The following is a 13,782-nucleotide window of genomic DNA, read 5'->3' as shown; positions in this document are numbered from 1 at the left end:
TTTTTAGATTAGTTTTAACGGATGACTTGCTCTGTTTCAGAATCGAAGAAGTGTGCTTTTGTCATATCGAGCGCGAGTGTGACGTCATCGCCCATATGGATGTTCGAACGTCCGTCGATGCGAGCCGTGAACTGGTGGCCACCGAGTTCGGCGTACAAGTACGACTCGGCGCCCATGAGCTCAGCGACATCGATGTGTGTTTGGAACGTGTGTGTCGTCGGCGAATCGATGTAGATCGGCTCATCATGGATCGATTCTGGACGAATTCCGAGGATGAGTTCTTTCCCGATGTACCCACGGTCGCGAAGACCTTTCATCTTCCCTTCAGGCACGTTGATTTCTTCGCCGCTCACGACGAACTTGCCGTCTGCGAGTGTGCCGCGGAAGAAGTTCATCGAAGGTGATCCGATAAAGCCGGCCACGAAGATGTTGTCCGGGTTGTCGTACACTTCTTTCGGCGAACCGACTTGTTGGATGATCCCGTCTTTCATGATGACGATACGCGTCGCGAGTGTCATCGCTTCCGTTTGGTCATGGGTAACGTAAATCGTCGTCGTGTCGAGACGGTTGTGGAGCTGGATGATCTCTTTACGCATCTGTACGCGAAGCTTGGCATCTAAGTTTGAGAGCGGCTCATCCATCAAGAACACTTTGGCGTCACGGACGATGGCACGGCCGATGGCGACACGTTGGCGCTGACCACCTGAGAGTGCTTTCGGTTTACGCTCGAGGTACTCTTCAAGTCCGAGGATGCGGGCAGCGTCTTGGACGCGGCGATCGATTTCATCTTTCGGGAACTTGCGAAGCTTCAAACCGAACGCCATGTTGTCATAGACGCTCATGTGCGGGTAAAGGGCATAGTTTTGGAAGACCATGGCGATGTCGCGGTCTTTCGGTGCGACGTCGTTCATGCGCTTGCCGTCGATGATGAAGTCGCCGCTCGAGATTTCTTCGAGTCCTGCGATCATACGGAGTGTCGTCGATTTCCCGCAACCAGACGGTCCGACGAAGACGATGAACTCGCGGTCTTTAATGTGCAAGTTAAAATCGCTGACTGCCTTCGAGTCCCCACCGTCGTATATTTTATCAATGTGATTCAATTGAATTTCTGCCATGTCGTTAGCCTCCTGAGAATGTGCTCTAGTATAATAGCGCTTACAAGAACGATTATACAATGAAACCGCTTGCATTGAATATGGACACGTTGCACAAAAACATTTACTCAGATTTGTGCAACGTGACAATCAGTTGGAGCAGACTCGCATCGTGGAACTGGCGCGCGTCATAACCGGTCGCTTCATAGAGCCGGTCGAGCCGATAGTTGAGCGTGTTCCGATGCATGAAGAGCGCCTTGGCGGTATGGGAGACGTTCAGCGTATGGGCGAACAGCGCCTCGAGCAGCTCCCGTGCCGTCGCATCGAGGGCTTGATGCGTTGTCTCGGTTAGGCGGAGACGAGCGGCAAAAGACTCATGGTCTTGTAACAAATAATGGTATAATAATTGACTAGCAGGGTAAGCTTTAATAGAGCGTTTCGCGAGCGGGAGCAACACTTGATGTTCCGCATAAAGCGGGGCGAGCGCACCGAGCGGGCGCTCGCTATAAACGACGCTCGCTTCGACATAAAAGTCACCGGCGACGGCGCGCAAGACGTCTTCGAACTCGGCCATGTCGACGAGCGTTTCCGTCTCGAGCACTTCGATGTGTCGCGCGGTCATGACGATGATGACGGCAGAAGGCATGAAGTCACGGAGCACGTCGACGAACGTCTCGAGCGCTTCCGGCTCCTGGTAATGCAGGGCAAGCGACGAGAGCCGGAACGGCCGCTCGATGCGGAACGCGTCGTCGAACAGTCGGCCATGCCACAACGCTTGGACCGAATCGAGCGTCGTGACGAACGGAGTCGCCCAAAGCGAGACGAGCCGTCGCTCGCGTTCGGTCAGTTCCGTTTTCGGAAGACCGAACACCGTCCCATCATGGGCTTTGTACCAGACATAGTCACCGGATGCGTCCTCCGACCGATGGACAACGGACGGGAAAATCGATTTAATACGTTCAAACGTAGTCAACACAATCACCTCTTCAACAATGTATCATATTTCAGATCGGAGGCAGACAGTTTGGATAGTCTACTGAAAATAATCATCATGATCGCCATCGGGGCGACCATCGGGGGAGTGACGAACTTCTTCGCCATCAAAATGTTGTTTCGTCCGCACGAGCCGAAGTATATCGGCAAGATGCGCGTCCCGTTCACGCCAGGACTCATTCCAAAGCGACGCGACGAACTGGCGTCAAGCCTCGGGAAGACCGTCGTCAAGCACCTGCTGACGCCGGAAGGGATGCGCAAGCGTCTTCTCGACGAACAAATCAGCAGTCACATTACCCATTTCGTCCAAACCGAGGTCGAGAAGATGTTGCGGTCGGAGAAGACGGTCCGCTCCCTCATCGAACCGCTCTATCCGGATGCAGAGGAACGGATTTTGACGGCGGCGGACGCGAGACTCCGGGACGAATTGACGCATGTGCTCCAAGACGTCAAAACCCGGAAACTGTATGAGCTTCTCGGCGAGGAAGGGATGGACCGCGTCCGCGCTATCATCCCTGAGATCGTCGACACGATGCTCATCAAGTCGGAAGAGTATTTTTATTCAGTGGAAGGGGAGGCCCAGCTGCGCCATATGGTCGACTCATTCGTCCAACGCCGCCTCGGCTTTATCGCTGGCTTTATCCAAAACGTGAACTTCGTCGAGATGATTCGTCCGGAAATTATCAATATCTTACGGGGCAGCTCGACGCGGGCCGGGATGGCGACGATGATCACGCGCGAGTTCGAACGGTTCAGCGAGCGTCCGGTCGCGACGTTCCTCGATGAGCCGCTTGAGAAGCGCCTCATCGATGGTGTCGTCACCGAAGTCGTCACACGCCTGCCGGTCGGAAGTCTACTCGACCGGACCGTCTATTCGTATACACGTGACGTCGAGGCGCGCGTCGTCGAAGAGCTCGTGCCGAAAGGGGTGACGCTCGTCATCATGCGCTTCACCGATCAGATGGAGACGATTATGGACCGCTTGAAGATTGACCAAATCGTTCAAGAGCAGGTCCGCTCGCTCGACACCTCGTATTTAGAGGAGATCGTCTTGTCGATCTCAAAACGGGAGTTCCGGGCAATAACATGGCTTGGGGCGCTATTAGGTGGTATGATTGGGTTGATTCAAGGGTTGATTGCCATCATTTGATTGGCACACCCTAATAGCTTTTAGGAGGACGTCACATGTCACAAACAAACTTGTACGATCATGCTTACCAATTGGAGAAAGCACTTCGCGATTCTGAAGAGTTCACAAACCTCTCTTCACTATACGACCGTGTCAATGCGGATGCAGAAGCGAACCAGTTGTTCGCTGACTTCCGTGAAATCCAAATGACGCTTCAACAGAAGCAGATGCAAGGGGAAGAGATCTCAGAACAAGAGATGATGGACGCCCAAACGAAAATGATGAACGTTCAACAGAACGAGTTGATCATGGAGCTCATGCAAGAAGAGCAGCGCATGCACCAGCTCGTCACAGAAGTGACGAAAATCATCATGAAGCCACTCGAAGAGCTTTACGCTCCGATGGTGAACGAAAACGAAGTCCAATAAGGATGGATGGCGGATGGCTCATGCCATCCGTTTTTTTGTTGAACAACTTGTCAAATCCGATATGATAACGCTTCCATAACTGGTGGTATACTATCCTTGTAGAAACTTTCACATGGAGGGTGGACGCCGTGATTACCTTAATCATTTTGGCCATCATGATTGTATATTTCATCGGGGGGTGGCTCAGGGCAGACCTCGTGGCACTGCTCGGTCTGCTCGCGCTCGTATTGACGAACCAATTGACCCCGGTCGAGGCGATGGCCGGCTTTTCGAATCCGGTCGTCTTGATGATTGCCGGGCTCTTCATCGTCGGGGCAGGTCTATTCCATACAGGTCTCGCCGAACGGGTTGGGGCCGGAATGATTCCTTACGCGAAAGGGAGCGAGGTTCGCCTGTTCTTCGTTCTCATGGTGACGGTGACGTTTCTCTCGAGCCTCATGTCGAACACGGGGACGGTGGCGCTTTTGATTCCAGTCGTCCTCGCCATGTCCCGTCAGTTAGGGACGAGTCCGGCGAAACTGCTCATGCCGCTCGCCTTCTTCTCAAGCATCGGCGGCACGATGACGATCATCGGGACGCCACCGAACCTTGTCGCCGCCGAAGTGTTGCGAAGCGCCGGGGGACAGACAATCGGCTTCTTCTCACTCTTGCCGGTCGGTCTCGTCGCGGCCGCGGTCGGCTTGCTTTACTTTTACGTGATTGGAAATCGATTGTTGGATGTTGGTGACGTACCGGAATCGGTCGCGTCGCATCCGATGATGCCGCCGCTGAGCGTATATGCGTTCCATGTCCAAAAAGGGCATCCGCTCATCGGTCGTGAGCTACGCGAGACGTTATGGTCCCGCCACGGGTTGACAGTGCTCGGGGAACGGAGAAAAGGGTTGGCCCATCGCCTTCACGCCGCGAGAGCGGACACGGTGCTCCATGAGGGACGTCTCCTCGTCAGTGGGGCAGAAGAAGACGTCCATCGCATCGCGCGTCAAGAAGGGTTGCGTTATGAGCACGTCTCACCGAGAGACGTCTACGGGAAAGAGGCGGGGGTCGTCGTCTTCACGATACCGGCCGACAGCCCGCTCATCGGGCGCTGTTTGAAAGAGAGCCGTCTCCGCAATCGATACGGCTTGAACGTCTTGCGCGTGATTCGTCCGAACGAGGAGATAGCGATGACGAAGCTGAAAGACGTTCGCCTCGAGCAGGGAGATATGCTCGTCGCCCAAGGAGAATGGGGTGACTTGGAGAAAGTCGGGGATGAGACGCACTTGCTGCTCGCGAATGAGCGGGTGACCGACGTGGCGAACCGGGCCGTATCGGAGCGGCATCAGCTCGCCGCCGGCATCATCATGGCCGCAATGGTCGCGTTGCTCGTCTTCGAATGGGTCGACCCGACCGTCGCCGTCTGGTTGGCCGCCTTGGCGATGGTGCTCACGGGGGCGGTCCGGCATATGGATGTTGCCTATCAATCGATTCAATGGTCGTCGCTCTTACTCATCGCGGCGATGATTCCGGTCGGTCAGGCGCTCGAGAACGCCGGCGTGATGGCGTGGCTCGTCACGTGGATGAGCGAGTCGTTCGGCCGTGCGGGTCCCGCCTGGGTGCTCATCGCCATCTTTGTCGCGACGATGGTGCTCAGTCAAATCATCTCGAACACCGCGACGGCCGTCCTGTTCGCACCGCTCGCTTTGTCGCTCGCGTCGGCGCTTGACGTCAGTCCGGTTCCGCTCGTCGTCGCGGTCGCAATCGCGGCCTCGCTCGCATTCATGACGCCGTTCGGTTCGCCGACGAATGCGATGGTGTTCGGCATCGGGGGCTATCGCTTCTTTGACTTCGTCAAAGTCGGCTTGCCGTTGCAAGTCGTGACAGCGATCATCGCGATTTTCACGATTCTACTCATCTTTCCGTTTTGAAGGACATGTTAATCCATCCGCCGAATATGTGAAAAAATGCTAAATGATGAGGGGATAGACGATGTTGAAACGAATCGGAATGTTATTGGCGGTCGTCTTGTTAGCCACTCACAGGCAGTTCGTACTCGCTAGACGGCAAGACGTCGGAAGACCTCCATCCGGACGATTATTGGCAATGGCGGAAGGACTGGGATCAAAAATATAGCGAATGAACGAAACGCCTCGGGATACCCGAGGCGTTTCTTGTTATGAGGCTGTCCCTTTTAGCTTCCCAGGAAGCTTGCAACGCTCGAAATAAATCATTTGGCCGTGCCGGACGATGCGTGCCCCTTTCCCATCATGGTTCGCCTCACGAAGCCGCAAGAGCCCTTTCTCCTTCGCCTCGTGATCGTCCTTCGCGTCGAGCGTCTCGTTCAAGACGATTGTGCCATCGTTTTCAAACGCGGTGATCATATACTGTGCCATCTCCATTGCCCCCTTTGTATCTCCATTGTACTGAATGGTCATTCATTCTTCAAGGGGACGTGTCGCGAGCTCCTCGAACGTGAGTTGACGCGCCGTCTCCGTCCGCGGGATTAATTCGGAGGCCGTCATCCCAATCAAACGGACGGGTTCACTGATTGCCATCTCATCGAACAGACGACGGGCGAGCCGTTTAATCTCGTCATGGTCGTGTGTCGGATGGTTCAGTTTGATTTGATGGCTCCGTGCCTGGAACTCACTCGTCTTGATTTTAATCGTCACGGTCTGGCAACTGAGCTCACGACGGTCGAGTTGACGCAAGACGTCCTCGATTTCCGGGACGACCCGTTCAAACACTTCTTCCGGGTCATCGAGGTCGAAGGCGAACGTCGTCTCAGAGCCAATCGATTTCCGTTCCCGTGTGGGGACGACCGGGCGACTATCGCGGCCGTGGGCGAGTTCAAACAGTTGTGTCCCACGGTCATGGCCGAAGATGGCTTTTAGTTGTGCGACGTCTGCTCGCTGCAGATCGGCAATCGTCTCGAAGCCGTGCTTGAATAAGATTTGCGCGGTCACTTTTCCGACGCCGTGCATCGTGGTGATCGACAGGGGGGCGAGGAACGTTTCGACTTCTTGCGCCGTGACGACGGTCAGCCCGTTCGGCTTTTGAAATCCGGACGCGATTTTGGCGACGAACTTCGACGGGGCGACACCGGCCGAGGCAGTGAGCCCGGTCCGGCGTTTGATTTCTCCGAGGATATAACGGGCCACATATGTGCCGGACGTGCTCATGAGCGCGTTATCGGTGACGTCTAAATACGCTTCGTCGAGCGACAACGGTTCGACGAGTGGGGTGACCGATTTGAAGATGGCCATGACTTGCTCGCTCACTTGGCGGTACGCTTGAAAGCGAGGTTTGACGAACGTCGCCTGAGGACAGAGCGCGAACGCCCGTCGAGATGACATGGCGCTGTGGACGCCGTACTTTCTTGCCTCGTACGAACAGGTCGCGACGACACCACGGCTATGGGGTGCTCCTCCGACGATGACGGGCTTGTCGCGAAGATGAGGCCGGTCCCGCTGCTCGACCGAGGCGTAAAACGCATCCATGTCGACGTGGATGATGAGGCGTTCCATGTCATTCTCCTTTCCATTCAAATCAATTTAAGTCTATTATACCGAACTTTTGTTCGATGTTTTATTTTTCTGCCTCTTGATTGCTTGCTTCGTGTTCACTTGCGTCGGAAACTGTAGGAGCGAGCCGATCCAATTCTTCCGTTTCAACCACACTTGGATGATGACGGTGAAGAGGAGAATCATCGCCCAGGCGAAGACGTAACCGAGCGGCCAGTCGAGCTCGGGCATCTCTTTGAAGTTCATTCCCCAGATGGCGCCGAACGCGACGACGGGGGTCGTCAGCGCCGTGAAGACGGTGAGCGCCTTCATGATCTCGTTCCCGCGAAAGTTCGAGAGTGTCGCGGCGAGGTCGGTCATGGCGATGACGTCGTCCTGATAGTGTTCAATCGATCCGAGCAGTCGTTCGACACGATACGTCGCGAGCCGGTAAGGCTTCAACTCGTTCAAGTCCATGTCGAGGAACGCCTCCCGACCGGCCTGTAACAGTTCGCGATACGGGACGACTGTATCTGACCAACGTTCGATTTCGCTGCGGAGCCCGAAAATCTCATTCATGAACTCAGGCGGCACTTGTCCGCTCATCTCACGCTGGGCAATCATGAGACGCTCCTCGTACTCGTCAATCCCGTGAAAGTAATAGTCCATTCTCTCGGCGAGCAGCTCATAGAACGCTTCAAGCGGCGTCTCATAACGTTTTGCTTTGACGACTTCACAAAACAAATCGTCAAACCCGATCGTCCATAAGAAATCAGGCCCGACAAAGTAGTGTCCGACCTTTTGAGGTTCCCGCTCAAGCTGTTCATAGTCGAGGGTGAGCGAGCCGTATAGATAGCGATCGCCGACGATGATTTTCGTGACTTTCGCTGTCGTCAGTTGATCGAGCCAATACGTGTACGCCTCCTCGTAACGCTGATCGATGTGCACGGACTCCTCGGGCCGTGTGTACCAGTTCCACTTCATCTTCCATTCCTCCAATTCCATTCTCTATCCACTATTCCCGAATTGATAAGAAAGTTGGCATCTCGGAAGAAGTTTCGTTAAGATGGAGGTACTGAATTAGAGAGAGGTGCTAGCATTGGCGACAAAAATCGGACAGCTCAAAGTGGGCGACACGTTAGACCAATATGTGATGATTAAACAATCTTACCGGGGACTGGCCGGGAACGGGAAGCCGTACTTGACGCTCATCTTATGTGACGAGAGCGGGGAGATTGAGACGAAGCTGTGGGACAGCGCCGACACGGACAAGTATGCGATGAAAAAAATCGTCCATGCCTCGGGTGAGGTGATGGATTACCGTGGACGCACGCAACTGAAGCTGAAGCAAATCTCCATCATCGAAGGGGAGACCGACATCGCACCGTACGTCCGCTCCGCCCCGGTCGCGAAGCCGGAGCTCGAAGCGACGATCCGCTCGTATATCGATGCGATTCGTCACGACGGGATGCGCCAGCTCGTCCAGTCGATCGTCGACCGGAATGAAGAGGCGTACTTGACGTATCCGGCGGCCGTGCGGCACCATCACGCCGTCTACTCAGGCCTCGCTTTCCACGTCATGTCGATGTTGAAACTCGCCGATGCAATGTGCGACCTGTATCCGCAATTGAATCGGGACTTGCTCGTCTCGGGTGTCGTCTTGCACGATTTGGCAAAAGTGATTGAACTGTCGGATGCGATCACACCGGAATACACGCTCGAAGGCAAGTTGCTCGGACACTTGTCGCTCATGGCATCCGAAATTGAAGTCGTGGCCCGTGAGCTCGGTACCGACCGCGAAGTCGTGACGCTGCTTCAGCATCTCGTCCTCAGCCACCACGGCAAGCCGGAGTGGGGATCGGCGAACGCACCGCAACTTCCAGAAGCGGAGATGCTGTTCTTCATCGACAATATCGACGCACGCATGAACATGTTCGACAAGGCGTTCGAAGGCGTCGAGCCGGGGACGTTCACAGAACGCGTCATGGCGCTCGACAATCGCGCTTTCTATAAACCGAACCTATGAAAAAACGGTCGCTCTCATTTGTGAGGGCGACCGTTTATGGCTTATTGTTCAGTTGATTCTTCAGCTGGTGCTTCTTCAGAGGCTTTCACAGCTTCTTTGACTGCATCGAACTGTTGCGAGGCTTTCGCGTCTTTCACGTCGACGTTATATTTTTCAATCAACTCGGCGTAAATCTTGTTCGCATCAACCGATGCTGCTTTCTCGGCTGCGAGTTCTTCACGGATGCGATCTTTCTCATCCTCGAGCTTCAAGTCTTTCTCTTTGCGGTCGACGACTTTAATGACGTGGTATCCGAACTGTGATTGAATCGGCTCAGAGATTTCGCCGACGACATCTTCACGGAACGAGTACTCTTCGAATTCAGGCACCATCGCACCGGCTGAGAAGTAGCCGAGGTCGCCGCCTTGTTCACCAGAACCTGTATCCGTCGATTTCTCTTTCGCGAGTTCTGCGAAGTCCGCACCGTCATTCAACTGCTTGATGATGTCTTGTGCTTCCTCTTCCGTCTCGACGAGGATATGGCTCGCTTGGACTTCAACGTTTTCCTTCGCGAACTGTGCTTCGATTTCTTCGTCCGTCACGTCGACGAGCTCAGATTTTGCTGCATCGACGAGCATCTGGCCACGGAGTGCCTCTTTGAACTCGTCCGTGCCGCTCATGCCGGCTTGTTGAATCGCTTGTTCGAACTCTTCTGTCGAGTTGAACTGTTCTTCTGTTTTACTGTACTCTTCTTCGACTTTGTCTTGCTCGACTTTGTCGCCGTACTCTTTTTCGAGAAGTTCGTTCATCGTCTCTTGGAACGCGAGTTGTGGGACCATGCGGTCGTAACTCATGTTCGCGATTTCACCGCGTGTGATCTCGCCGCCTTCGAATGAGACGACAGTCGAATCGTCCGATGCGCCGCCGCCGTTTGTCGCAGCGTACGTGCCGCCTGCGCCGATGACGAGAGCGAGTGCAGATGCGCCGACGAGGGCGCCCGTTGAAAACTTCTTATCTTGTTTCTTTGGTTCGTTTGTCATTCCGTTTGACATATATTCCACCCCTAAAAATCAATAAGTTTCTATGTCCGACTATATCACATTTTCTAAATCATGACAGCTGTTCTGTTGCCTGTACAGTATCATAGCACAGAAACGTATCGTATAATGGTAAAAGAGAATGTGAAATGATGGGGTGGGAAACGTGTCGTTAGAAGAGAAAATGAAACAATTGTCATATCAAATGGAGCTGTTGATGCAGTCGGTCGACTGGTCGGACCGGCCCTTCGAATATGAAGTCATTCGGGCGAACTTGACGCGAGACGACGTCGAAGCGTTCTACGCCTTGTTAGAGGAGATTCGCCAACAACAAAACGAGCAAGGACGCTACGGTTTGTCGTCCGTAGAACCCTTGCTCGTCAATTTCGTCGGCATGTTACACCCGGCGCTCGATCCTGAAACAATCTTGGCGGCGTGCGTCAAGCAACAGATTGCGCTCGACGTGACCGAACCGCTCTATCGGCAGGTCAAGCTTCTTTCGTGATGTCGTCGTCTTCCGGGCGACGACCGGCCTCTTCGGTGATCATCTTCGACGTCTCTGCGAAAATGTCCATGAAGTTGTCCCCATAGAGGCGACGGACGATCGCGGTGATGTCCGTCAAGTCCGGGTACTTCCCATAAAGTTCTTGGAGCGGCAACGAAGCACGGAACACGCCGTTTTCTTCCGGGTCGAACGCATGAATCGTCTCGAGCAAGAGCGCCTCACCTTCTGGCGTCAATTGGACGTACGTGTTGCGCTTGTCGGTCTCTTTCTTTGAGAACGTGAGCAAACCGCGGTCTTCTAACTTTTTCGAGAAGTTGAACGCCGTCGAGACGTGCATGACGCCGTACTTGGCGATTTCCGAGATTGAGGCGCCCCCGAGCGCGTGCGCAATCCACAAGATGTGATGCTCGTTGATGTTCAAATCGAACGGTTTAATCCAATTTTGCCAGTCCTTCTCGACCGTCTTCCACAATGCTTTACTGAGTTGAATGATTTTATGGCTATACAACATGGCCTCAGGGCCAGTGAACTCTTTTTCTTGCTCCATCTCGATCCACCCTTTCCGGATACAAAGTGACTAAAACGACGGACGATGAGGACAGACCGCTTAGTTGGTCTGTTTCGCTTTCGCTTCGGTCATATCTGACTGTACGTTTGAAAGCTCGTTAAGGTTTCCTTGGATCCGCTCGATTGAAGGCTGAATGTCTTGCTGATAGCGTTCGACTTCGGCTTTCACTTGCTCCGTTAATTCTTTCCCTTGCAGTTTTCCTGCTTGCGCGACATGCGACGCGTTGGCCGCTACTTTTTGGAATTGTTCTTTCAACGTAGTGATTGTAGACGCGCGATGTTGCGTCGAAGCGGCATCGTTCGCCGTTCCGCGCGCGAGTTTTTTCACGGTCGCAACCCCTAAAAACGCTACGACGAAGCCGAAAGCAACCCAATCTCGACGACTGTGACTCGACAATACATTCCCCTCCTTAAGCACGATGATGCTAGAATACATTCTTTTCATATTATTTTACCAAAAAAGAGAGATTAAAAACCTATATCTCAAATAAAATTTTTCAGAACATTCAATTTTGACCGAAAAATCTTTTTATTTTAAAATATAGGTAAAGGAAGGTGACCTCCAGTGAATATGCAAAAGCGTTGGGTCGATGACATGTTGGACCTGTACAACGCGGCGAAACGACTCGGAGATGACACTTGGGCACATACGATCATGAAAGCACTCGAGGCAGGGTACGAAGCATCGGAGTTGAATGAACAAGAGCGCAAACAAACGATATTAGAAAAGCGCCTCATGGAAATAGATGCCCGCCTACACGAATTAAGAAAACAATTTGAACATGCCGAATCTGTCAAATCGCGTCAGCAGCTGTACGAACAGGCGATCAAATTACAAGTCGAACGGGCGCAAATCGAGGAGGAGCGGAAACGCCACCACGATTCGATCAATTCGACATAAAAAACGGACCAGGCGTCGTGCGCCTGGTCCGTTTCGTTCATACGTGCGTTGAGATGTTCGCCGCCAATGTCTTGAGGGCGTCTTGTGAATAGTCGTCGGCGTGCGTCTCCCACTTGGCCCCAAACCCGTCGTCATGACCGAAGCGCGGAATGAGGTGGATATGGAAATGGTACACGGTCTGACCGGCGATCTCCTCGGCGTTCGACAAGATGTTCATACCGATTGCGCCCGTCTCGCGTTGAATCGCGTTCGCAATCCGTGGCACCGTTTTGAATACGTCCGATGCGACCGCCTCGGGCAATTCGTATATGTTCCGGGCGTGATGTTTCGGGATGACGAGCGTATGACCGTTCGTCACTTGCGAGATGTCAAGAAAGGCGACGACAGACTCGTCCTCGTAGACTTTGTGAGACGGGATCTCACCTTTGACGATTTTACAAAAAATGCAGTTATCTTCAGTATGCATGGCACGTCCTCCAATCGAATAGGAATACTCGTCTCCATCATAACACGGAAGCTCGGGCGGAAGAACGATTGTCCGAATCGATGCACCTCCTCTACAATAGAGGGAACAAAAACGGAACAGGAGGCAGACACGTGAATTATGAGCGTAAAAAAAGACATGACCGGAAGCGACGGCTACGAATCGGTCTCCTGAGCGCGACTGTCTTTCTCGTCGCGGCTGGCCTCATCTATTTCTTAGGATATCAACCGGCTGCTGAAAACGAACGGATTCATGTTCGATTCAAAGAAGCGCTGTTGACCGAGGATGTCGGATTTTTTGAACAGAACGTCGAATATGCGAACGAGCCGCTCACACGGGCCGAGACGCTCCGCTTCATCCGCTGGTTGAACGACGAACCGAGCATTCGTAGCGAGGCGATCGCCGAAGTCGTGACCGACCGTGAAGACGCAGCAGCGAGCGGGGATGGCTTATTCCGACTGATTGACACAGGGGAAGGGCGGTTCGGCTTCTCCGATTATCGGATTGAGCTGTTACCGAAACAATTGACCGTGACGACCGATGTCCCGTACACGAACGTCTGGGTGGACGGGATTCAAGCCGCGCGACTCGAAGAAGCGGGGGAGACCGTCACCCTCGACCGGATGCCGGGACGATACGACGTGAAAGCGGTCGCGGTCGTGGACGGGACGACACGGACACAGGAAGAGACGGTGACGCTTGTCGACGTGGACGAGCTCGCCTTCTCCCTGCGACCGGAGACGAGCGAAGTGATCGCGGGACAGTTCGACCTCGATCGGACCGAGCTGATTGAAATCGAGGTCGAGGCGCAGACGGGCCATGCCATCGAAGTAATTGACGGGCTTATGAATAAGCGAACGGACGCGGTCAAGGAAGCCGTCGGCGAGCCGGTGAGCGAAACGGAGCGCGTGTGGCGCTATGACGGGTTTGACGTGACGTTTGACGGCGGTCGCGTCAGTCGCATCGACATCGATCTCGCCAAAAGCCCGGATGACTTGATTGCGTTGATTGGTGAGCCGGCCGAGCGAATCGAGGTGGACGGTGGGACGGAGTGGCGTTACGACCGGCCGCTCCTCGAGTCAATTTTCACGTTGTTCGGTTTTCAAACGGATGAACGCTTCTTGGAACGGGACGGCAAACTGTACGTCGTCATCCGCTGA

16 protein-coding genes are annotated in these 13,782 nt (G+C 53.9%); 7 read left to right on the top strand and 9 right to left on the bottom strand.

Going from position 1 to position 13,782, the window contains the following annotated elements; genetic code table 11:
• Nucleotides 1-14: 14 nt before the first annotated feature.
• Nucleotides 15-1,115 carry an ABC transporter ATP-binding protein gene (locus tag KB235_RS13140; RefSeq protein WP_034803815.1) on the bottom strand — a complete coding sequence of 367 codons (1,101 nt, stop codon included), beginning with the start codon at nt 1,113-1,115 and terminating at the stop codon, nt 15-17.
• A 103-nt stretch (nt 1,116-1,218) separates the two neighbouring features.
• Nucleotides 1,219-2,070 carry a PucR family transcriptional regulator gene (locus tag KB235_RS13135; protein WP_034803817.1) on the bottom strand — a complete coding sequence of 284 codons (852 nt, stop codon included), beginning with the start codon at nt 2,068-2,070 and terminating at the stop codon, nt 1,219-1,221.
• 75 nt (nt 2,071-2,145) lie between these two features.
• Between KB235_RS13135 and KB235_RS13130 the strand changes: the two genes are divergently transcribed.
• The 3 genes from KB235_RS13130 to KB235_RS13120 all read left to right on the top strand — a co-directional run bounded on the left by KB235_RS13130 (nt 2,146) and on the right by KB235_RS13120 (nt 5,548).
• On the top strand, nt 2,146-3,237 hold the full coding sequence (locus KB235_RS13130) for a DUF445 domain-containing protein (RefSeq protein ID WP_051622482.1): 1,092 nt from the start codon (nt 2,146-2,148) through the stop codon (nt 3,235-3,237).
• 35 nt (nt 3,238-3,272) lie between these two features.
• The gene (locus KB235_RS13125; RefSeq protein WP_024371783.1) at nt 3,273-3,644 is read left to right on the top strand and encodes a YlbF/YmcA family competence regulator; all 372 of its coding nucleotides are present in this window, start codon (nt 3,273-3,275) and stop codon (nt 3,642-3,644) included.
• Between the two features lie 128 nt (nt 3,645-3,772).
• Nucleotides 3,773-5,548, top strand: a complete 1,776-nt coding sequence (locus tag KB235_RS13120; protein WP_246514227.1) for an SLC13 family permease — start codon at nt 3,773-3,775, stop codon at nt 5,546-5,548.
• A gap of 246 nt (nt 5,549-5,794) precedes the next feature.
• On the opposite strand, the gene KB235_RS13115 is transcribed toward KB235_RS13120, so the two are convergent.
• Genes KB235_RS13115 through KB235_RS13105 form a run of 3 tightly spaced genes read right to left on the bottom strand, consistent with a single transcriptional unit; the run spans nt 5,795 to nt 8,107 of the window.
• Nucleotides 5,795-6,013: a YhzD family protein gene (locus KB235_RS13115; RefSeq protein WP_034808348.1), complete on the bottom strand. Its 219-nt coding sequence runs from the start codon at nt 6,011-6,013 to the stop codon at nt 5,795-5,797.
• Between the two features lie 42 nt (nt 6,014-6,055).
• Entirely contained in the window at nt 6,056-7,147 is a 1,092-nt protein-coding gene (gene dinB / locus KB235_RS13110) for a DNA polymerase IV (protein ID WP_034808346.1), read from the bottom strand.
• 36 nt (nt 7,148-7,183) lie between these two features.
• Nucleotides 7,184-8,107, bottom strand: a complete 924-nt coding sequence (locus KB235_RS13105; protein ID WP_051622688.1) for a CorA family divalent cation transporter — start codon at nt 8,105-8,107, stop codon at nt 7,184-7,186.
• Nucleotides 8,108-8,222: 115 nt separating this feature from the next.
• Here KB235_RS13105 and KB235_RS13100 point away from each other — a divergent pair, with 115 nt between their 5' ends.
• Nucleotides 8,223-9,149 carry an HD domain-containing protein gene (locus KB235_RS13100; protein ID WP_034808345.1) on the top strand — a complete coding sequence of 309 codons (927 nt, stop codon included), beginning with the start codon at nt 8,223-8,225 and terminating at the stop codon, nt 9,147-9,149.
• Between the two features lie 41 nt (nt 9,150-9,190).
• Here KB235_RS13100 and KB235_RS13095 read toward each other — a convergent pair whose 3' ends face one another.
• Nucleotides 9,191-10,180 carry a peptidylprolyl isomerase gene (locus KB235_RS13095; RefSeq protein ID WP_051690364.1) on the bottom strand — a complete coding sequence of 330 codons (990 nt, stop codon included), beginning with the start codon at nt 10,178-10,180 and terminating at the stop codon, nt 9,191-9,193.
• Between the two features lie 169 nt (nt 10,181-10,349).
• Here KB235_RS13095 and KB235_RS13090 point away from each other — a divergent pair, with 169 nt between their 5' ends.
• Entirely contained in the window at nt 10,350-10,670 is a 321-nt protein-coding gene (locus tag KB235_RS13090; RefSeq protein WP_246514225.1) for a DUF1878 family protein, read from the top strand.
• Here KB235_RS13090 and KB235_RS13085 read toward each other — a convergent pair.
• Together KB235_RS13085 and KB235_RS13080 are read right to left on the bottom strand one after the other, a co-directional pair.
• On the bottom strand, nt 10,654-11,217 hold the full coding sequence (locus tag KB235_RS13085) for an HTH-type transcriptional regulator Hpr (RefSeq protein WP_034817778.1): 564 nt from the start codon (nt 11,215-11,217) through the stop codon (nt 10,654-10,656). The genes KB235_RS13090 and KB235_RS13085 overlap by 17 nt on opposite strands.
• A gap of 60 nt (nt 11,218-11,277) precedes the next feature.
• A complete protein-coding gene (locus tag KB235_RS13080) occupies nt 11,278-11,634 on the bottom strand; it encodes a hypothetical protein (protein WP_246514224.1) in 357 nt (118 codons plus the stop codon).
• A gap of 174 nt (nt 11,635-11,808) precedes the next feature.
• Between KB235_RS13080 and KB235_RS13075 the strand changes: the two genes are divergently transcribed.
• Nucleotides 11,809-12,138, top strand: a complete 330-nt coding sequence (locus KB235_RS13075; protein WP_034817776.1) for a hypothetical protein — start codon at nt 11,809-11,811, stop codon at nt 12,136-12,138.
• Nucleotides 12,139-12,175: 37 nt separating this feature from the next.
• On the opposite strand, the gene KB235_RS13070 is transcribed toward KB235_RS13075, so the two are convergent.
• Entirely contained in the window at nt 12,176-12,604 is a 429-nt protein-coding gene (locus tag KB235_RS13070; RefSeq protein WP_034817775.1) for an HIT family protein, read from the bottom strand.
• 131 nt (nt 12,605-12,735) lie between these two features.
• Here KB235_RS13070 and KB235_RS13065 point away from each other — a divergent pair, with 131 nt between their 5' ends.
• Nucleotides 12,736-13,782, top strand: a complete 1,047-nt coding sequence (locus KB235_RS13065) for a hypothetical protein (RefSeq protein ID WP_211779868.1) — start codon at nt 12,736-12,738, stop codon at nt 13,780-13,782.

Origin of the sequence: Exiguobacterium alkaliphilum (assembly GCF_018138125.1) — a bacterium.
Classification (GTDB): domain Bacteria; phylum Bacillota; class Bacilli; order Exiguobacteriales; family Exiguobacteriaceae; genus Exiguobacterium; species Exiguobacterium alkaliphilum.
The sequence above is the reverse complement of the archived record's forward strand: the minus strand, read 5'-3'. Positions and strand labels throughout refer to the sequence as shown.

Coding starts and splice junctions, on each gene's coding strand:
- KB235_RS13140 (WP_034803815.1), bottom strand. CDS start 1,115: ATGGCAGAAATTCAATTGAATCACATTGATAAAATATACGACGGTGGG.
- KB235_RS13130 (WP_051622482.1), top strand. CDS start 2,146: ATGATCGCCATCGGGGCGACCATCGGGGGAGTGACGAACTTCTTCGCC.
- KB235_RS13125 (WP_024371783.1), top strand. CDS start 3,273: ATGTCACAAACAAACTTGTACGATCATGCTTACCAATTGGAGAAAGCA.
- KB235_RS13115 (WP_034808348.1), bottom strand. CDS start 6,013: ATGGCACAGTATATGATCACCGCGTTTGAAAACGATGGCACAATCGTC.
- dinB (WP_034808346.1), bottom strand. CDS start 7,147: ATGGAACGCCTCATCATCCACGTCGACATGGATGCGTTTTACGCCTCG.
- KB235_RS13105 (WP_051622688.1), bottom strand. CDS start 8,107: ATGAAGTGGAACTGGTACACACGGCCCGAGGAGTCCGTGCACATCGAT.
- KB235_RS13095 (WP_051690364.1), bottom strand. CDS start 10,180: ATGTCAAACGGAATGACAAACGAACCAAAGAAACAAGATAAGAAGTTT.
- KB235_RS13090 (WP_246514225.1), top strand. CDS start 10,350: ATGAAACAATTGTCATATCAAATGGAGCTGTTGATGCAGTCGGTCGAC.
- KB235_RS13085 (WP_034817778.1), bottom strand. CDS start 11,217: ATGGAGCAAGAAAAAGAGTTCACTGGCCCTGAGGCCATGTTGTATAGC.
- KB235_RS13075 (WP_034817776.1), top strand. CDS start 11,809: ATGCAAAAGCGTTGGGTCGATGACATGTTGGACCTGTACAACGCGGCG.
- KB235_RS13070 (WP_034817775.1), bottom strand. CDS start 12,604: ATGCATACTGAAGATAACTGCATTTTTTGTAAAATCGTCAAAGGTGAG.